The sequence below is a fragment of the Parabacteroides sp. Y3-G-102 genome (genome assembly GCF_023656845.1).
Classification (GTDB): Bacteria; Bacteroidota; Bacteroidia; order Bacteroidales; family Tannerellaceae; genus Parabacteroides; species Parabacteroides distasonis.
This window is the reverse complement of sequence record NZ_JAMOKU010000023.1, coordinates 59011-77761: the sequence shown is the minus strand read 5'-3', so window position 1 is coordinate 77761 and position 18751 is coordinate 59011. Positions and strand designations below refer to the sequence as shown.

The following is an 18751-nucleotide window of genomic DNA, read 5'->3' as shown; positions in this document are numbered from 1 at the left end:
TTACATTTGTGCGCTTTATGCATGAAAAGTGTGAAAGCTTGATTAATAACAAAGTAATTATATAGTAAAAATGAAGAAACTTATTGTTTTATTGTTGATGATTCTCCCGTTGGGAGCTATCGCTCAGGAAGTTAAAATTGCGTTTGTAAAAACTCAAGAGGTGTTTATGGCTATGCCGGAGGTATCTGGTATGGAAAAACAAATGGCAGACTTGAATGAGAAATATAGAGTTGAATTGAAGCAAATGCAAGATGAATACCAAAAGAAATATTCAGACTTCGTAGCGCAGCAAGATTCATTAACAGAAAATATCAAGTTGAGAAGAATGCAAGAGATTCAAGATATCCAAGAACGTATGGATAACTTCGTTCAGGTAGCTCAGCAAGACGTACAAAAGAAACAACAAGAATTATTGCAACCGATCCAACAGAAGTTGCACGAGGCTATCCAGAAGGTAGGCGAGGAGAAGGGATATACGTATATCATCGATCCGGCAGCTTTGCTTTATACGGGTACTAACGCAGTAGACGCAACTCCGTTTGTTCGTACGAAACTCGGTTTGTAATTAGCGAGAAAATTTATTCTATAGAATAAAAGAGGGGGTGTTTTCCGAAAGGATTGCACCCTTTGTACTTTATAAAAGAAGGTTTCTGATATGTTTCCACAAACTCCCGGTCCGATCGGTCTTTTTGATTCAGGTTATGGCGGACTTACGATTTTCGATAAGATTCATCAGTTGATGCCCGGTTATGATTACGTTTATCTGGGCGATAACGCACGTTCTCCTTATGGAACCCGTTCGTTCGAGGTTGTTTATCAATTTACCCGTCAGGCGGTATCGCGCTTGTTTGAGTCGGGTTGCCAATTGGTGATCTTGGCTTGTAATACGGCATCGGCGAAAGCGCTTCGTACGATCCAACAAAAAGACTTGCCTACATGGGATCCCAATCGTCGTGTATTGGGAGTCATCCGTCCTACAGTTGAGTTAGTGGATACAATCAGCCGTACCAAACATATCGGTATCGTAGGTACGAGCGGTACGATTACGTCCAATTCTTATACGATCGAGATTGGCAGGATGTACCCACATATCCAAGTGACAGGCGAGGCTTGCCCCATGTGGGTTCCTTTGGTGGAGAATAATGAGTTTAATTCTCCGGGAGCGGATTATTTCGTGAAAAAGCATATCGACCATCTATTATCCGTAGATCCGCAAATCGATACGCTTATCTTGGGATGTACTCACTATCCCCTTTTGATGGATAAGATCCGTGCTTTTCTTCCTTCCGGCATCACTCTATTCTCGCAAGGCGAGCATGTAGCGGAGAGTTTGCGAGATTATTTAGGGCGTCACCCGGAAATGGATCGTAAACTCACGAAGGGAGGAAGTTGCCGTTTTCTTACCACGGAGTCGGCAGAGAAGTTTTCTGAGGCGGCCTCTATCTTCATGAATACTCCGGTCTCGGTTTCCCAGATCGAGCTATAACGCCCCTAGGCCCTATGAGGGAGATGTATATGAACGCTATTTATACTTCCCTCCTTCCTTATGAATACTTGAAAGATATCGGATGAATTCATTTGAATATCTAGTATAATTCTACAGATCACGCCGTGGTCTGTAGAGTTCACGGCGTGATTTGTATAGTTCACGTTGTGGTCTGTACAGACCATGACGTGAATTAGAAAATAAAATAAGGAGCGAGAACGTATAGGTATAGAAAGAAATAGGTATAATACCTTATCCTATCTTAAATTCTTGCCGGATGTCTGTCTTCTACAGAAAAGTCAGACGTTCCCTTATTGGATGCTCTTTCCGAAAGGAGCCAAGGCTAAAGCTGCCATCTTAAAATGTTGCATGCCAAAAGGGATGCCGATGATCGTGATACATAGCAAAAGGCCGAATCCTAGATGCGTAAGGCAAATCCAAAAGCCTCCGACGAATATCCAGATAATGTTCATGATAAGTGACAAGCATCCTCCGGAATTGCCCTCGTCTACGACACGGCTGCCAAAAGGCCATAAAGCCAGTATCGCTAATTTTAAGGTCTGGAGGCCAAAAGGTATACCAATGATCGTTATCATTAGTATTAGGCTGGATATCAGATATTCTACACTTGTTATAATCCCTCCGAAGAGTAACCATATTATATTCCCCAAGAATTTCATACGCTAGTTATTTAAATGGTTGATACTATCTTTCTCATATATAACAGATGCTTTACTAACTGTGGCTACATGAAAGCTATCTATTTCCGCCAAGATTTGCCGCTTAACGAGAGCGAAACTATCCCTGTAGGCCGGTTTCACCGGTTCAGAAGGGGGAGCTTCCATTTTTAGCGGATCGATAGGCTGCCCGTTTTTGTGGACACGGAAGTCTAGATGCGGCCCGGTAGAGAGTCCGGTGGAGCCTACATAAGCGATTTCTTGGCCTTGTTGCACATGGCTGCCTACTTGGATTCCTTTGGCGAAGCGGCTTAAGTGCATATAAGTCGTGGTGTATACGGAGTTATGTTTCACTTTCAGGAAATTGCCCCCGCCGTTTTGATATCCCTTGGCGATAACTGTACCAGCTCCGATGCTGCGTACCGGTGTACCGGCCGGTGCCGCGTAATCAACCCCATGATGCGCCCGGTATCGTTTGAGGATCGGGTGGAAACGGGCGTTCGTAAAACGGGATGTGATCCGGAAAAAGTCCAGCGGTGCTTTCAGGAACGCCTTGCGAAGGCTGTTCCCTTCCTCATCGAAGTATTCGAAGATACTGTCTTGGGTGAAAGGAATCGCCACGAAATCCTTGCCTTGATGCGTAAAGATAGCCCCTTCGATAGAGGCGATGCTCAAGGCGGTGGTATCGTCGATGTAAGCCTCATTGTATAGAACCTTGAAGGAGTCTCCATCCTTGATATCGAAGAAATCGATTTGCCAAGCGTACACGTCCGATATCTTGATCGCCAGATACGGATCACCTCCGTTGGCCTTGATCACGTTCCATAGGGAAGAGTTTAATACTCCTTCCGTATATTTTTTCTTAAGGGTGATCGGCTTATTAAATTCATAGGCGTTGATCGTATCTCCGGTCAAGTCGATTACGGCATAATCGGTCAGCGACTTGGCGAAGGCGATATATCGGATCGTCTCCAAGGAATCTACCGTGGAAAATGTGTAATAATGCATGCCGGCTCGCAGTTTCGTCGGATCGAGGACATGGGTGGATGCCCTGCTGATACTGTCTGCTTTCAAGGCCGTGAAGCCCAGCCCGGAGAAGATGGAGGCGGGATTATCCCCGTTTTTCATCAAATACTCTTTTACGTCCAAGGAATCGATACAGATGCCGTATTGATACAGATGCTGTGAGCTATCCACCCACTGCGTATCCATGTCTGCGTCTTCCGTGGGCTGTTGGGGCTGTTTGCAGGAGAAACAACTCATCAACATGGCTAATACGATACATATAGGTAGTTTCTTGTCCATTTGTCTTCGTTTGTTCATCAAAAATTATTCAACCGGATACAAACTTACGGAAAATAATAGAAATAGCGAAACCTATTTAGCGTAAAGCTTTGTACCTTCGCGGACTCGTAAAAAGGTGTTTAGGTAGAAAGCAGATCAATGGACATGTATAGACTATTCCGTGCCCCGAGAGGGCTGAGAGGCAAATTATTTAAATTAACAGGGCCTATCTTTCTGGAAACCTTGCTGATGTTGACTTTAGGCGTGGTGGATACGCTTATGTTGAGCCATCATTCCGATAATGCGGTGGCAGCGGTAGGTGTGGTTAATCAATTGCTGAACATGGTATTTCTGCTGTTCAATATTACCACGACCGGAACGTCTGTCATGTGCGCCCTCTATTTTGGGGCGAAAGATAATAAGAGTTTTATTCAGGTGTTAGGAACCTCCTTGTTGTTTAACGCCGGCGTAGGTTGCTTGATCAGCTTGATGCTTTTCTTGTTCGGTAGGGAGATGTTGGTCCTGATGGATATCCGTCCGGATCTGATGCCGGATGCTGAGACTTATATGCACATTGTCGGAGGGTTCGGCTTCTTCCAAGCGGTTAGTTTTACGATATCGGCGGTGCTCCGTGCGGCGAACAAGCCGAATTACGCGATGCAGGTGACCTTGCTGATCAATGTATTGAATGTGTTTGGAAATTATGCATTGATATTTGGCCATTTCGGTTTTCCTGCCCTCGGTGTACAAGGAGCGGCTATCTCTACCTCTGTTTGCCGGGGAGTGGCGATGACACTTTTGTTTATCATGCTGTTCAAGCGGTTGGTGCCTCGTATCCCTTTGGCTTATTTCCGTCCGTTCCCGTTTCAGAAGTTGAGAGACGTGTTGAAGATCGGTTTGCCTTCGGCAGCGGAACAAATCTCGTATGATGCCTCGCAGGTGACGATTGTCTACTTTATCAATATGCTGGGTAATGAGTACTTGACAGCTCGTGTTTATGTGATGAATATCGTAATAATCGGCTATATCTTTTCTTTGTCGATCGCACAAGCTACTTCTATTTGTACCGGCAATTTGGTGGGCGCGAGGAAGAAGCAAGCCGCTTATTTATTGAGTTGGTATGCTTGGAGGAGGTCGTTGCTGATTACGTTAGTCGCTAGTACCGGGGTTTATCTGCTGGGACGTCCTTTATTGGGGATATTTACTGAGAATCAAGCAATCATAACGATCGCGATGGGAGCCTTGCTGGTAGATGTACTCTTGGAGCAAGGGCGGGCCACGGTACTGCTGTTCTTATTCTGCTTGCGTTCGGTAGGCGACGTCGTGGTCCCGGTAATTATCGAGTTATTCTGTATGTGGTTCTTTGCCGTGTTCTGCGGGTATATGTTCGGTATCGTGTTCGGATTAGGCTTAGCGGGGATGTGGTTCGCTTTTGCTTTGGACGAGTGTTCCAGGGGAGCGGTACTCTGTTTGCGGTGGCGAACGCAGAAGTGGAAAAAGAGGATGTTAATCAAGAATCTTGTTAATATAAGCTAAAACAGGGTGCTCTTGGGAACATTTCGCCTTCTATTTGCGTCTTACTAATTACAATAGATATTTTATAAAAGATTATGATGAAGATGAAAAAGGTATTGTTTTATGCGTTTTTGCTTCCCGCTTTCGTTGGGATGATGTTTTCTTGTTCAGACGTCAAGACAGATGTGAAGAAGTTGGAAGGTAAATGGAATGTGGTAGAAGTGAAAGGTGAGAAAGTCTTGGAAGAAGGCCTGCCGCAGATGGACTTCAATATGGCTGAGAAGAAATTACATGGAAATACAGGCTGTAATTTATTCAATACGACGATCACGTTAGATCCGGAAGATGTATCTTCTATTACGATCGCTCCGGGCGCTACAACTATGATGGCTTGTCCGAATATGGATTTGGAGACGAGCGTGCTTCAATCGATGGATCAGGTTCGTTCCGTGAAGGGCGGAAAAGATGAGAATGAGATGTTGCTGGTAGACCAAGATGGTAATGTATTATTAGTATTGGAGAGAAATTAATGCGAAAAGGTCTTTTTTATATTTGCCTGCTTTTGGTAGGCGTCGGTTTGTTCGCCGGCTGTAAATCCAAGAAAGCGGTGGTAGCTTCTTTCTCGGATCTGGATGGTGAATGGGGTGTCGTGGAGATGAACGGTAAGACGTTGAATCCCGAGGAGACTCATCAGGTTTTGGTGTTCGACGTGGCTCGTCAAGGGCTTTCGGGAAATGCCGGTTGCAATCGGTTGATGGGGAAGATCGAATATAATGATGCTTATAGAAATATCATTAAGTTCCCACAGGTAGCGACTACCCGAATGGCTTGCCCGGATATGAGCGGCGAACGTGAGTTGCTGGAAGCGCTTAATAAGGTGGTGCGCTTTGAGGCACAGGGTGAGGCGGCTCCTGTTACGGAAATCGCTTTGTTCGGGACCAATAATGATAAGTTGTTGGTGATCAAAAAGCAAAAATAAAATCACCCAGTTGTAGAGACGGGGCACGCCCCGTCTCTACAACTGGGTATTAATATTTGAAACTATAACGGAATCCTGCCTTAAACCAAATACCCGGTTGGGGGATATTTCCCAGATCATAATAAGTGGAATTGAGCAGATTATTTAACTCCGCATATAGATTTAACCGCTGATATTCCCAATTTACTTTCATATCTACTAAGCAATAAGGAGCGTAAGGTTCCTCATAAGCCGGCTTAAGATTCTCGTATTTAGTATAACTACCTGCCCGGTCTTGCCAACGGACATACCAAGTGGCCGAAAAACCTTTCCAGATAGAATGGCTTAATTGAGCCGTGAACTTGTGCTTCAGATAATCTAACGCATAATTCGATATATACCCCTCACTATCCTTGTCTTGATGGATAAACGCATATCCCAGTTCTATTTTCCGGATAAAGAACCGTTCGTTGCCCAGTTCCCTCGGTAATAAACTCAGGTTAGTCTCGAAACCAAGGTTATCGACTTTTGTCAGATTTTGGCTTTCCCAGATATCTTCCGGTTTCTCTTTCACCCAATCGATCATGTTCTTACCTTTTCGGTAAAAGCCGGCTATATGAGCCCGGAGGAAGTAAGTGTTGTATTTCAGTCCGACCTCGAATGCCTCGCTTTCCTCCGGTTTTAGGTCTGGATTTCCTTTATTCGTCTTACCCTCATAATAAAGATCGGTGAAAGTCGGCATGCGCAATGCCCGGTTCCAGCTCCCATACAGACGGACATTGTCCCCGATACGGTAACTGGCATCTATTCCCGGATAGAAATGAATCCCTTCGTTTAAGGCCGAATTATAGTTTGCCAAGACCCCGACTGACAACGTGAAGCGGCGTAATAATACGTTATGCTCAAGAAAGTAGCTGATGTTACTTCGGTTATCGCTTTTTAGATATTGCCCCTCTTTCTCGAAAGGAACATCCTGCGGTTCCTTCATCGGCTTGCCTAATACATTACTCTTTACTCCCTCGTTTCGGAATTCCACGCCCATACTGGTTCTTCCTAGTTTCCACTGTGTCGTGGCGTTGAGGTTGGCTCCGAATACTTCCGTCTCATGGTAATTATGCCCGGTATACCAATCGGCGGGATCGCTACGGAACAACTCGTACCGGTCGAAATGTCGGGTCCAGTATACCTTGGGGGTGAACTTGATTTTGCCATGTGTTTCTCCTCCGGCGGAGAGGAAGAAGCAGCGAGTCTTGTCGTATTGGTTGGGATAGGAAGCGGAGTAGAAGCTATTCGCTCCATAACCTTTGTCGTTGTATCCGGCTTGGAATTGGAAATCGGCCTCCTCGCTTTTAAGTTCCGATTGCCAAAAAAGATTTAATTGTTTGAAGTCCGTATTGTCTATATACCCTCCGGACGAGGCATACCCTGCGGAAAGGCGCTGTCCGAAATGAGTGGTCGCATGATTGATGGCAGCCTCCAGTTTCCAGAGCTTATGCATTCCGGCGTAATTGTCGGTCGAGATCCTGTTCTCTTTTCCTGTTTTCGTGATGATATTGATCGCTCCGGCGAAAGCGCTGGCCCCGAATATACGGGAAGAAGGGCCGGATACCACCTCGATGCGCTCTATGTCCGAGAGATTCACCGGGAGGTCAAAACTATAATGGCCGGTTTGTGGGTTGGAGAGGTTGACCCCGTTTAAGAGAACCGCTATTTGGTCGAACGTCCCTCCCCGGATGGAGATATCGGCTTGGGTGCCTCCTTCTCCTCGTTGCCGGACGTCTATTCCCGCGGCATATTCTAAAAGATCTTGGATACTGGTGACAGGTGCCGCCGCGATCTCACGGGCGGGAATGACTGTCACGATCTTGGTCGCTTGATTCCGTGCGATAGGCGCACGGGAGGCGGTAACTTCTACCTCTTCCAGCTCTACGGAAGCTTCCTCGCCGGTCCGGTTAGGCTCGATTGCCTTTTGGGCTTGCGCCGTGTCGGGCAGGGCGAATAGTAACGTGCTTGCTGTTACGACTCCAATGTTAATGACTTTGTGCATACTCCGGAACGCGGCGTAACGTTTCCGGTCGAATCGGCGGAAACGTACGGCGACTTGGGTATGCGATTCCCAATAATTCATTCGTTCTTATTTTTTGTTTTGAGTAGGATAGTCCGGATAAAGTAAATACTTTTTACGCATGGCCTTGTATTGATCCAGCTCGGGCTTCCAACTTTCCCGGATCTCTTTCTCGGATAAGCCCCTTACGATCTGGTAGCGGAGCTGCTTCGTGCCCGCCAATAAATCGAACCAGTTCGGACGGGAGAAGAAAAAGGCTTGATCCTTTCCCGCTTTATTGTAGAAGTCGAGGAAGAATCGCAAGGTTAATCCTCCTTCGAACGGATATTCCCGCAGATCGATGCCGTAACATACTTTATCCTTTTGCAAGGGATTGGTATCGAATCCGGGCAAGGAGGTCGGGGTAAAAGTGAAATCCCCGTATTTAGGGTCCGGGAAACCTAGTACTTGAAACGGATAATAGGTTCCTCTTCCCACGCTAACGTTCGTAGCCTCAAAAAAGCAAAGCGACGGATACAGGCGGATAGACTGGTCATTCGGGAGGTTCGGAGAGGGCTTGACCGGCAACCAATAGGGATCTCCGTGTTTCCAATTCTCCATCTTTACGATCTTTAACCGACAGGTATCGGGCGTACTTTTCAGCCAGCCTTCCTTATTGATCATCCATGCCAATTCTCCTACGGTCAAGCCGTGCAAGATCGGGAGCGGATCGACACCGACGAAAGACTCGAATCCTTTCTGGCGGATCGGTCCGTCTACGAAGTCATTCGGGTTCGGGCGGTCCAACACGATAAACTCTTTGTTGTTTTCGGCGCAGGCTTCCATCACGTAATGCATCGTGCTGATATAGGTATAGAAACGGGCACCTACATCTTGTATATCGAAAACAATCACGTCGAGGTCATCCAGTTGCTCGGCGGACGGTTTCTTGTTTTTCCCATAAATAGAGATGATGGGGATGCCTGTTTTCAAGTCCCGGCTGTCTTTTATCTCCTCTCCGGCATCACCGGTTCCCCGGAATCCATGTTCCGGAGCGAACACCTTCTTAACGTCTACGCCTTCCGCTACTAGCGCATCTAATAAATGAATCTGCCGCTTTTCCAAAATGGAAGTCTGGTTGACCACTAATCCTACCCGCTTGCCCTTCAGTAAACGAGTGACGACATCCATCCGCTCGGCACCTAGCTTTAACGGGGCGTTTTGTGAATAGACCGTTGGCGTCAGGCTAAAAAGTATGACTAGAAATATAAAGATCTGTTTCATTACATATATAATAACTGTATACTAACCGCAAAAGTACGAAATGTTTTTCACAGAAAGTTTATACTTTTGAGGCGAATAACAGACAATACTAAGAATATGAATGTAAAAACACTTTTTTATGCGGTAGCCTTCTTGAGTTTGTCGTGGGCGTCTTTCACCTATGCGCAAGATGTCCTGCCGGAATATACGCAAGCACGCCGTTTCGCCCCGTCGAATGCGGAACAGCTACTTTTCTCTTATACCCTTACCCCCAATTATTTTAATAATAGTGATAAATTCTGGTATGAGTATAAGACGAGTGAGGGGACAAACTGGTATCTGGTGGACCCCGATTCGAGAAATAAACGATTATTATTCGATCGGGACGAGTTGGCGGCACAGATAAGCGAGATCGTGAGAGAGCCTTTTACCGGACAACAACTTCCTATCGAAGATTTACGCTTAAAGGAAAATGATCGCACGTTTACTTTCTCGATAAAGGGTACGAACGGGAACTATTTTTTCTCGTATGATTATCCGTCCTCCCGGTTGACTCGGATTACGAAAGACGAGATTCCTGCTAAAATCCGTTGGGCGAATATATCGCCGGATAAAAAGCGGGTAGTCTTCGCAAAAGATTTGAACCTGTATGTCATGAGTTATGAGGATTATGAGAAGGCCGTGAAGGACCCGGAGGATAAGACGATATCTGAGATCGCCTTGACTACGGATGGCGAAAAAGATTTTGGCTTTGGTATGCCCCGGACCTTCTTGAATACCGATACTTTATGTGACCATAAGCGGAAATATGTAATGGGGAACTGGTCTCCCGATGGTCGTTATTTCGTCGCGACCTTGTCGGATCAACGTGCGGTGCAAGATTTATGGGTGATTAACTCGATCGCCAAACCTCGTCCTACACTTGAGACCTATAAATATCAGATGCCGGGAGAGGCGGGTTCTCCAATCGTTCATTTATATCTCTTTGATTTGGAAAATGCCGGAAAGCGGAAAGAAATCCGGGTGGATTGTTTTAAAGATCAAACAATCAATCTAGCCTCCAAACCGGATAAGGAGCGTAGGGGACTCACTCGGAACTCGATCTGGTTGGGAGATAACCAGACCTTCTATTTGACCCGTGTCAGCCGGGATATGAAACGGGTGGATATCTGTTCGTATACGATCGGGGAGGATTCGGTAAAAGCGATCATTGAGGAACGTCTAAATACTTCTATGGAAACCCGCCCGTTAGCGATGACCGATAATGGTAAGGAATTGATCCATTGGAGCGAACGGGATGGTTGGGCGCATCTGTATCTATATGATGCGCAAGGAAATTTGAAAAACCGTATCACCAAAGGACCTTGGCATGTGGACGCCATCGTAGACGTGGACAGTAAGAATCGTGTCGTTTACTTTAAGGCGAATGCCCGGGAAAGGGGAGATACGACTCCTTATTACGAGCATTTGTATCGGGTGAATCTGGATGGTTCGGGCTTAAAGCTGATTACTCCGGGCGATTATTTCCACCTGGTCTCTATGGATAAATCCATGCGATATATCGTGGATAACTATTCTCGTGTCAATACGATCCCGGCTACGGCATTGTATGATAACCAAGGTAACCGATTGATGACCTTGGAGGAGAGTGACTTCTCCCAATTATTCATGGCAGGTTATAAATTCCCTGAGCCTTTTTCGGTAAAGGCGGCCGACGGGGTGACCGATTTGTATGGTGTCATGTATAAGCCTTTTGATTTTGATTCCACGAAAGTATATCCGGTCATTAACTATGTATACCCCGGACCGCAACAGGAGGGAACTTTCTTTCGCTACATCCCGATGAATCCTCGTACGGATCGTTTGGCGCAAGCCGGATTTGTCGTGGTGTGCATGGGACATAGGGGAGGGCATCCCAGTCGCTCCAAGTGGTATCATAATTATGGATATGGAAATTTGCGTGATTATCCGATGGCGGATCATAAAGTAGCTATCGAGCAGTTGTGCGCTCGTTATAAATTCATGGATATCAACCGGGTCGGCATACACGGACACTCCGGTGGCGGTTTCATGTCTACAGCGGCTATGCTGCTTTATCCGGATTTCTTTAAGGTAGCGGTATCTTGTGCCGGCAATCATGACAATAACATTTATAACCGGTGGTGGGGAGAGAAACATCATGGGGTAAAGGAGATCACGGATGATATGGGAAATATCTCGTTCGATATTCGCATCCCGACCAATCAGGAATTGGCGAGGAACTTGAAAGGCCATCTGTTATTGATCCATGGCGATATCGATAATAATGTGCATCCGGCGAATACCATTGTTGTCGTGGACGAGTTAATCAAGGCAGGCAAACGCTTTGATATGTTGATCGTACCGGGAAAACGTCATCATTTTGATGACTATAATGAGTATTATTATTGGCGGATGGTCGATTACTTCTCTGAGTATTTGAGAGGCGAACGGGAAACAGGTGCGGATATAAAAGATTTGAAACTGGGCAATTGGTTTCAGGGGTATCAGTGATGAGAAGTAGTATATGTGAGAGAGATTGTTTATTTTTGTCTCGCAAAAAAATAAATAGGATGAAACCTCTTGATATAATAAAGAAATATTATCCGGAAAGTTCGGATGCCTACCGGATTTTGGTGACTCATAGCCGCAGCGTGGCGGATAAGGCATTGGCATTGGCCCGTTTGCATCCGGAGATGAATCTGGATCTGACTTTTATTGAGGAAGCGGCGATGTTGCATGACATAGGGATCTTTTTGTGTAACGCTCCAGATATCGATTGCCATGGGGAGGCCGATTATATCTGCCATGGCTATCTGGGAGCCGATTTAATGCGGAAAGAGGGGTATCCTCGCCACGCCTTAGTTTGCGAGAGGCATACGGGAACGGGGCTTTCGCTTGCCATGATCGAGGAACGGAACCTGCCTGTTCCACATCGGGATATGCGTCCCGTGTCATTGGAAGAGCAATTGATCTGTTTCGCTGATAAATTCTTTAGCAAGACTAAATTGACGAAAGAGAAACCGGCTGATAAGATAAAACAGAGCTTATCCAAGTATGGAAATGAGACAGTTGAGCAGTTTGAACACTGGTGTAAACTCTTTTTAGGGGAATAAAAGCATAAGGGCTCGTTTATTTATTATACATTTGCACGCTGTAACACACTGCAAAGAACGAAGTAATGTTTTTGATATATAGAGTCCTAATCATTCTATTCGTTTTCCTCTTGGGAGGCTTGGGCGTGCAGGCGCAGGAGATTGTCGCTCCTGCCGATAGCTTGGCGCAGACTGATTCTCTCTTGGTGGCTCCTACGGATAGTACAACGTTAGCGGGAGATTCGATTCCAGAAAAGCAGACCGGGCTAGATGCTCCGGTCAGTTATCAAGCGACCGATTCTATCGTGATGACGGCTGGCAACTGGGCATATCTTTACGGGGAAGGCGATGTCAAATACCAGAATATCGAGCTGCAGTCCGAATTGATTGAGATGAATATGGATAGTAGCATCGTGTTCGCTAAGTTTGGACTCGACTCTATCGGGCAGGAGTTTGGCTATCCGTTGTTTAAGGAGGGCGATCAGCAGTATGAGTCGAAGACGATGCGGTATAATTTTGGTACCAAGAAAGGATATATCACGGACGTGATTACCCAGCAGGGCGAAGGGTATGTTACCGCCGGGCGAACGAAAAAGATGGAAGGGGATATCTTGAACATGGTGGGTGGTAAGTATACGACCTGCGACGAGCATGAGCATCCTCACTTTTACATCCAGATGACGAAAGCGAAGGTGCGCCCGAAAAAGAATATCGTAACGGGTCCGGTCTATCTGGTCTTGGAGGACGTGCCGTTGTATCCGATCGGGTTACCTTTCTGTTTCTTCCCGTTCTCGAGTACATATTCATCCGGTATTATTATGCCGACTTTCGGAGACGAGTCTACCAGAGGTTTCTTCTTGCGTGACGGTGGATATTATTTCGCCTTGAGCGATTATATGGACTTGGCTTTGTTGGGAGAGATTTATACCAAGGGATCTTGGGGATTGTCGGCCAAGTCGGCTTACCGCAAACGTTATAAATTCTCGGGCAGTTTTAATGCTTCTTATTTGGTGACGAAATTGGGAGATAAGGGCTTGCCAGACTATAATTTATCCAAGGACTTCAAGGTTAACTGGACGCATACGCAAGACCCTAAGGCGAATCCTTATCTGTCTTTCTCGGCGAGCGTAAACTTCTCGACCTCTTCGTATGACCGTAATAATCAGAACAGTTTATACCCGAATGCGAATGGATATGCCGATGTGAACCAGAATACGAAGAGTTCATCCATCAACGTAACGAAACGTTTCCCGAATAACCCGTTCACGATCTCCGGTACGATGAGTATAAACCAGACGACCCGTGATTCTTCTATCGCCGTGACCTTGCCTAGCATGACGGTTACGATGAGTCGTATCTTCCCTTTCAAGCGGAAACATCCGGTCGGGAAGGAGCGTTGGTACGAGAAGATCTCCATGAGTTATTCCGGTACGTTTAGTAATAGTATAACGACAAAAGAAAACTTATTATTCAAATCGAATTTGATCAAAGATTGGCAGAATGCTATGCAGCACTCGATTCCGGTAAGCGCTACATTCTCCGTGCTCAAGTACTTGAATATTTCTCCCTCTTTCAATTATAAGGAACGTTGGTACACCAGCAAGATCGAACAGGAATATGATACGCAGAAACAGGCTTTGGTAGCCCGCGACACTACGTATGGTTTTTATCGTATTTACGATTTTAACGCTTCTATCTCTGCGTCTACTACCTTGTATGGTTTTTATAAACCGTTGCCATTCTTGGGTAATAAGGTTGAGATGATCCGTCACCGCTTCGAGCCGTCTATTACGGTAAGCGCCCAGCCGGACTTCGCTTCTTCTCGTTTTGGTTTTTATGAGACTTATGTATATCAAGACGCGAATGGTGAGGATCGTGAATATACGTATTCTCCGTTCGCTCATAATATGTATGGCGTTCCGGGAACGGGAAAACAAGGAAATATCAGTTTTGACGTAAATAACAATATCGAGATGAAGGTGCGTTCGGATAAGGACTCTACTGGATTCAAGAAAATTAGTCTGATCGATAAGCTGTCGTTAGGCATGAGTTATAATATGGCGGCGGATTCATTTAAGTGGAGTGACTTGAGTGTCGGTTTACGTTTGAAATTATCCAAGAGTTATACGTTGAACTTGAATGGTCAGTTCGATACCTATACGTACGATGAGAATGGGCATCGTGTCGATATTCCCCGTTGGAAAGCAGGCAAGGGTATTGGCCGTTTGAGAGGGACTAGCACCAGTTTTTCTTATACATTTAATAATGATACGTTCAAGAAGTTGTTTGGAGGAGGTGATAGCTCATCGGATAAATCCGGGAATCAATCGGCTTCCACGGATCCGAATGCAGATCCGGATGGATTGAACCCGGATGGAGAAGGAGAGGGCGAGAATAAGGAAAGTGGTGGCCGTCTGTTGGGCAAAAAGAAAGAGACCGGTGAGACAGATGCCGATGGCTATTTAATTTCCAAGATTCCTTGGAGCCTCTCGTTTAGTTATGGTTTGAGCTTGCGGTATGGTGATTTTAATCGTTCTAAACTGGAGTATGATTACGCCTTGACTCACTCTTTGAGCTTTAACGGAAATATCCAGCCGACAAAGAACTGGCGTTTTAACTTTAACGCTACTTATGATTTTGACGCTAAGAAGATTTCTTATATGACTTGTAACGTAACTCGTAACTTGCACTGTTGGCAAATGACGGCTAGTTTCGTTCCGGTCGGTCCTTATAAATCCTATACATTCAGTATCGCTGTAAGCTCTGCTTTATTGAAAGATTTGAAGTATGATAAGAGAAGTAATTATAGGGATGGACAGCAGTGGTATTAATAATTGAAAATTGAGAATTGAGAATTGAAAATTAAAGTTACACAATCCAATAATTCTCAATTCTCAATTTTTAATTCTCGCCCCATTTGATGGGGGTTTGCCCAGTTGCGATTAAATAATCATTGGCTTTGCTGAAATGCTTGTTTCCGAAGAATCCCCGGTAAGCGGAAAGTGGGGACGGATGAGCTGATTTAAGAACCAGATTACGGGATGAATCGATGAAAGCACCTTTCCTTTGTGCGTAGGAACCCCATAATATGTAAACGATATGGCTTCTTTCAGCCGCCAGACGATGAATAACAGCATCAGTAAAGGTCTCCCAACCTCTATTTTGATGGGAACCGGCTTGATGCGCTCGTACTGTGAGAGTGGCATTTAGCAATAATACGCCTTGATCTGCCCAACGAATCAAATTGCCAGTTGTTGGAACCGGATGCCCTAGATCATCTTGTATTTCTTTGAATATATTGATGAGGGAAGGGGGGAAAGGTACCCCATCCTGCACGGAGAAACAAAGTCCGTGCGCCTGTCCCGGCTCGTGATAAGGATCTTGGCCGAGGATAACGACCTTCACTTTATCGAACGGGCAGTGCTCAAAAGCGTTGAACATATAAGGACCGGGAGGATAAACAGTACCTTGGCGGTATTCTTGTTTAACGAAATCGGTCAATTGCTTGAAATAATCTTTTTCAAACTCGTCGGCTAACCGTTTTTTCCAGCTTTCTTCAATCTTTACATCCATAATATAATAGTTGGCTGTTAACTAAATAAGCATCATTCCAGCCGCACGTGCTTCCTTGCGCATCTCCTCCGGCCAGATACTTGCCTGTATCTCTCCGATATGGGCCTTACGAAGATAGAACATACACAACCGGCTTTGTCCGATACCACCGCCGATACTTTGCGGAAGTTCACCGCTCAAGAGGCGTTTGTGGAAATATAGTTCCTTTTTCTCCCCGGCTTTGCAAATATCCAACTGGCGTAGCAAGGCTTCCTTATTGACGCGGATACCCATAGAGGATAGTTCCATAGAACGGTTTAGTACATCATCCCAAACCAATAAATCCCCGTTCAATCCGGTTTGTCCGTTCTCGGCGATCGTAGACCAATCATCGTAGTCCGGAGCACGTCCGTCATGCTTCTCCCCATTGCTTAGCGAGCATCCGATACCGATAATGAATACGGCCCCGTATTCCTTGGTGATAGCGTCTTCCCGCTCTTTCGGTGTAAAGGTAGGATATTTTTGTAACAAATCCTCGGAATGGATGAAATGAATCTGTTGGGGGAGCGTCGGGCGGATTTGAGGAAACATCTCGTAAACTAAATATTCGGTACGGACCATAGCGGCATATATGCGACGGACGATTTCCTTGAGGAAATCGATATTACGTTCGCTTTCGCTCATTACACGTTCCCAGTCCCATTGGTCCACGTATAAAGAGTGTAAATTACCTAGCTCCTCGTCTGAGCGGATGGCGTTCATGTCGGTGTAAATACCGTAACCTTCTTCAATGTGATAATCGGCGAGTGTCAGTCGTTTCCATTTGGCGAGTGAGTGTACGATCTCTGCTTTAGAGTCGTTTAAATCCTTGATAGGAAAAGTGACGGCTCGCTCGGTCCCGTTAAGATCATCATTGATACCCATGCCCTTAAGTACGAATAAAGGTGCGGTTACGCGCCTTAGGCGTAGCTCGGATGAGAGGTTTTGCTGGAAAAAGTCCTTGATCTTCTTGATTCCCATTTCAGTCTGGGATAAGTTAAGTAAGGCTTTATACCCTGCGGGTTTAATAAGATAGCTCATATACTTGTTGTACTTTGTGTTTGTGAAATATGTGCGGCAAAGATAATGATTAATGGCAAAATAACAAGAATGTGATCGCTTTTATTTGCAAAATGGCAGAATAAGCAGAATACTTATATGCAAAATATCAAAAATAAAATATTTCTTTCCTGTATTTGCTAAACTAAGATATTATATGTACTTTTGCGCAGTCTTTGGCTCGGTAGCTTAGTTGAATAGAGCGTCAGATTCCGGTTCTGAAGGTCGTGGGTTTGAGTCCCACCCGGGTCACAAAAAATCCTTGGTAATCAATTGATTACTGAGGATTTTTTCTTTTTATGACTCTTTGATAAGGCTCCAATTCTGTGCAGATTCTACTAATATAGCTTAGTTGTTGACCTATTGTTGACCCCTAAATTGTAGAATTAAAATGTTGACAATCAAGGCAGAAGTCCAAAGGGACAAACAGAGAAATGACGGAAGTTACAATGTGAAGATTCGTTTTACTTATGAGAGAAAGGTTAGAAGGCTGTCTTCAAGTCTGTTCGTAACAGCTAAAGATCTTACTAAGTCCTTATCCTTTAAAGATGGTACTCCCATCAAAAGGGAGATTGATGATCTGGTTCGTTATTATCAGGACAAGTGTGCTCACTTTCAAATAGAATCGAAGTGTTACACTTTAGATGAAATTATTAATTGTTTAGACGAGGAACGTGAGAGGAATAGGAGTGTAGATTTTATTCAGTTTGCTAGAGAGTGGATTGCAAATACAGAAGTTAAAGGAGTAAAGAACTACAAAAGTGCTGTGAATACCCTAATTCGTTATGTCAATAAAGAACATCTGAATGTGAATGATATTACTGTAACCTTCTTAAATGGATTCATTAAATTTTTAAATAAAGAGAGGGAGGCTAGAATCGAGGTATTACGTTGTTCTGGTAAACGAATACCTTCTAACAGATCAGCTTCTCTTTATATAAGTAGTGTTAGGCATTTGTTTAATGAGGCTAAGAGGTTTTATAATGATTATGACAGGAATATCATCCTCATACCTAATTCTCCTTTTGAAAATTTTAAAGTACCAAAGCAAGAAGTTACACGTAAGAGAGCTATTACCCCTGTTTTATTAAAGAAGATATGGGAATTGCCCTATAGGTACACGGTTAAAGGTAATGAGGCGATTTGCCGTTATAATTTAGCGAAAGATTGTTTTATGCTTTCATTTTGTTTAATAGGAATGAATTCCGTGGACTTATTTAATGCTGCTACAAGGATTGAAGATACAATAGTTTACAATAGAACGAAGACAAAGGCACGTAGAGATGATGATGCTAAGATGATGGTTGATATTCCTATAATTATTAGATCTATAGTAAATAAATATAGTGATTGTACTGGCAAACGACTATTCAATTTTTATTTAAACTATGCGGATGAATCAACTTTTAATAAAGCCATCAATTGTGGGTTGAAGGAATTGGGGAAGGAATTAGGTGTTGAAGATTTGGAATTTTATGCGGCCCGTCACTCTTGGGCTACTATAGCCCTGAATAAGGTAGGCATAGATAAATATACTGTGCATGCAGCGTTGAATCATCTTGATGAAAGCATGAAGGTTACAGATATCTACATCGAGCGTGACTTCGTAAATGAAAATAAAGCTAATTTGAAAGTGATAGAATATGTTTTGGGTTGATGGATAAGGTAAATCCCCACTTGCAGTAATGTAGGTGGGGATAACTTGTCTATCTTTGTTGTCCTAACGTTTATATTAATGGAATTAACAGAAGATAAATTAGA

Annotated in this window: 15 protein-coding genes and 1 tRNA gene; 10 read left to right on the top strand and 6 right to left on the bottom strand. The window is 44.5% G+C overall.

Annotated elements, in window-relative coordinates; translation table 11 throughout:
* Positions 1 to 70: 70 nt before the first annotated feature.
* Entirely contained in the window at positions 71 to 565 is a 495-nt protein-coding gene (locus tag NBH16_RS13060; RefSeq protein WP_005858972.1) for an OmpH/Skp family outer membrane protein, read from the top strand.
* 90 nt (positions 566 to 655) lie between these two features.
* Positions 656 to 1486, top strand: a complete 831-nt coding sequence (gene murI / locus NBH16_RS13055) for a glutamate racemase (RefSeq protein ID WP_005867900.1) — start codon at positions 656 to 658, stop codon at positions 1484 to 1486.
* Between the two features lie 311 nt (positions 1487 to 1797).
* On the opposite strand, the gene NBH16_RS13050 is transcribed toward murI, so the two are convergent.
* The gene (locus NBH16_RS13050; RefSeq protein ID WP_005867901.1) at positions 1798 to 2166 is read right to left on the bottom strand and encodes a YccF domain-containing protein; all 369 of its coding nucleotides are present in this window, start codon (positions 2164 to 2166) and stop codon (positions 1798 to 1800) included.
* Positions 2167 to 2169: 3 nt separating this feature from the next.
* On the bottom strand, positions 2170 to 3486 hold the full coding sequence (locus tag NBH16_RS13045; RefSeq protein ID WP_416338881.1) for a M23 family metallopeptidase: 1317 nt from the start codon (positions 3484 to 3486) through the stop codon (positions 2170 to 2172).
* Positions 3487 to 3612: 126 nt separating this feature from the next.
* On the opposite strand from NBH16_RS13045, the gene NBH16_RS13040 reads away from it, so the two are divergent.
* From NBH16_RS13040 to NBH16_RS13030, 3 genes are all read left to right on the top strand, one after another.
* Entirely contained in the window at positions 3613 to 4983 is a 1371-nt protein-coding gene (locus NBH16_RS13040; RefSeq protein ID WP_250788698.1) for an MATE family efflux transporter, read from the top strand.
* Between the two features lie 83 nt (positions 4984 to 5066).
* Positions 5067 to 5492, top strand: a complete 426-nt coding sequence (locus NBH16_RS13035) for an META domain-containing protein (RefSeq protein ID WP_041525709.1) — start codon at positions 5067 to 5069, stop codon at positions 5490 to 5492.
* Positions 5492 to 5941 carry an META domain-containing protein gene (locus tag NBH16_RS13030; protein WP_008772651.1) on the top strand — a complete coding sequence of 150 codons (450 nt, stop codon included), beginning with the start codon at positions 5492 to 5494 and terminating at the stop codon, positions 5939 to 5941. The genes NBH16_RS13035 and NBH16_RS13030 overlap by 1 nt, the downstream gene beginning before the upstream one ends.
* Positions 5942 to 5990: 49 nt before the next feature.
* Here NBH16_RS13030 and NBH16_RS13025 read toward each other — a convergent pair whose 3' ends face one another.
* Positions 5991 to 8048, bottom strand: a complete 2058-nt coding sequence (locus NBH16_RS13025; protein ID WP_250788697.1) for a TonB-dependent receptor plug domain-containing protein — start codon at positions 8046 to 8048, stop codon at positions 5991 to 5993.
* 6 nt (positions 8049 to 8054) lie between these two features.
* Positions 8055 to 9248: an exo-beta-N-acetylmuramidase NamZ family protein gene (locus NBH16_RS13020; RefSeq protein WP_146375997.1), complete on the bottom strand. Its 1194-nt coding sequence runs from the start codon at positions 9246 to 9248 to the stop codon at positions 8055 to 8057.
* A 96-nt stretch (positions 9249 to 9344) separates the two neighbouring features.
* Here NBH16_RS13020 and NBH16_RS13015 point away from each other — a divergent pair, with 96 nt between their 5' ends.
* The 3 genes from NBH16_RS13015 to NBH16_RS13005 all read left to right on the top strand — a co-directional run bounded on the left by NBH16_RS13015 (position 9345) and on the right by NBH16_RS13005 (position 15171).
* On the top strand, positions 9345 to 11759 hold the full coding sequence (locus tag NBH16_RS13015) for a S9 family peptidase (protein WP_146375998.1): 2415 nt from the start codon (positions 9345 to 9347) through the stop codon (positions 11757 to 11759).
* A gap of 59 nt (positions 11760 to 11818) precedes the next feature.
* Positions 11819 to 12361: an HDIG domain-containing metalloprotein gene (locus NBH16_RS13010; protein ID WP_005867908.1), complete on the top strand. Its 543-nt coding sequence runs from the start codon at positions 11819 to 11821 to the stop codon at positions 12359 to 12361.
* A gap of 65 nt (positions 12362 to 12426) precedes the next feature.
* The gene (locus tag NBH16_RS13005) at positions 12427 to 15171 is read left to right on the top strand and encodes a putative LPS assembly protein LptD (RefSeq protein WP_005867909.1); all 2745 of its coding nucleotides are present in this window, start codon (positions 12427 to 12429) and stop codon (positions 15169 to 15171) included.
* Positions 15172 to 15241: 70 nt separating this feature from the next.
* On the opposite strand, the gene NBH16_RS13000 is transcribed toward NBH16_RS13005, so the two are convergent.
* Together NBH16_RS13000 and asnA are read right to left on the bottom strand one after the other, a co-directional pair.
* On the bottom strand, positions 15242 to 15913 hold the full coding sequence (locus NBH16_RS13000) for a uracil-DNA glycosylase (protein WP_005867913.1): 672 nt from the start codon (positions 15911 to 15913) through the stop codon (positions 15242 to 15244).
* Between the two features lie 21 nt (positions 15914 to 15934).
* Positions 15935 to 16972, bottom strand: a complete 1038-nt coding sequence (asnA, locus tag NBH16_RS12995; protein WP_022193225.1) for an aspartate--ammonia ligase — start codon at positions 16970 to 16972, stop codon at positions 15935 to 15937.
* 196 nt (positions 16973 to 17168) lie between these two features.
* Between asnA and NBH16_RS12990 the strand changes: the two genes are divergently transcribed.
* A tRNA-Arg gene (locus NBH16_RS12990) sits at positions 17169 to 17242 on the top strand.
* Positions 17243 to 17381: 139 nt separating this feature from the next.
* Positions 17382 to 18647, top strand: coding sequence for a site-specific integrase (locus NBH16_RS12985; RefSeq protein ID WP_057326583.1), 1266 nt, complete (start codon positions 17382 to 17384; stop codon positions 18645 to 18647).
* The last annotated feature ends 104 nt before the right edge of the window (positions 18648 to 18751 follow it).

Coding starts and splice junctions, on each gene's coding strand:
- NBH16_RS13045 (WP_416338881.1), bottom strand. CDS start 3,486: ATGAACAAACGAAGACAAATGGACAAGAAACTACCTATATGTATCGTA.
- NBH16_RS13025 (WP_250788697.1), bottom strand. CDS start 8,048: ATGAATTATTGGGAATCGCATACCCAAGTCGCCGTACGTTTCCGCCGA.
- NBH16_RS13005 (WP_005867909.1), top strand. CDS start 12,427: ATGTTTTTGATATATAGAGTCCTAATCATTCTATTCGTTTTCCTCTTG.
- asnA (WP_022193225.1), bottom strand. CDS start 16,972: ATGAGCTATCTTATTAAACCCGCAGGGTATAAAGCCTTACTTAACTTA.
- NBH16_RS13015 (WP_146375998.1), top strand. CDS start 9,345: ATGAATGTAAAAACACTTTTTTATGCGGTAGCCTTCTTGAGTTTGTCG.
- NBH16_RS13035 (WP_041525709.1), top strand. CDS start 5,067: ATGAAAAAGGTATTGTTTTATGCGTTTTTGCTTCCCGCTTTCGTTGGG.
- NBH16_RS13030 (WP_008772651.1), top strand. CDS start 5,492: ATGCGAAAAGGTCTTTTTTATATTTGCCTGCTTTTGGTAGGCGTCGGT.
- NBH16_RS13040 (WP_250788698.1), top strand. CDS start 3,613: ATGTATAGACTATTCCGTGCCCCGAGAGGGCTGAGAGGCAAATTATTT.
- NBH16_RS13060 (WP_005858972.1), top strand. CDS start 71: ATGAAGAAACTTATTGTTTTATTGTTGATGATTCTCCCGTTGGGAGCT.
- murI (WP_005867900.1), top strand. CDS start 656: ATGTTTCCACAAACTCCCGGTCCGATCGGTCTTTTTGATTCAGGTTAT.
- NBH16_RS12985 (WP_057326583.1), top strand. CDS start 17,382: ATGTTGACAATCAAGGCAGAAGTCCAAAGGGACAAACAGAGAAATGAC.
- NBH16_RS13050 (WP_005867901.1), bottom strand. CDS start 2,166: ATGAAATTCTTGGGGAATATAATATGGTTACTCTTCGGAGGGATTATA.
- NBH16_RS13000 (WP_005867913.1), bottom strand. CDS start 15,913: ATGGATGTAAAGATTGAAGAAAGCTGGAAAAAACGGTTAGCCGACGAG.
- NBH16_RS13020 (WP_146375997.1), bottom strand. CDS start 9,248: ATGAAACAGATCTTTATATTTCTAGTCATACTTTTTAGCCTGACGCCA.
- NBH16_RS13010 (WP_005867908.1), top strand. CDS start 11,819: ATGAAACCTCTTGATATAATAAAGAAATATTATCCGGAAAGTTCGGAT.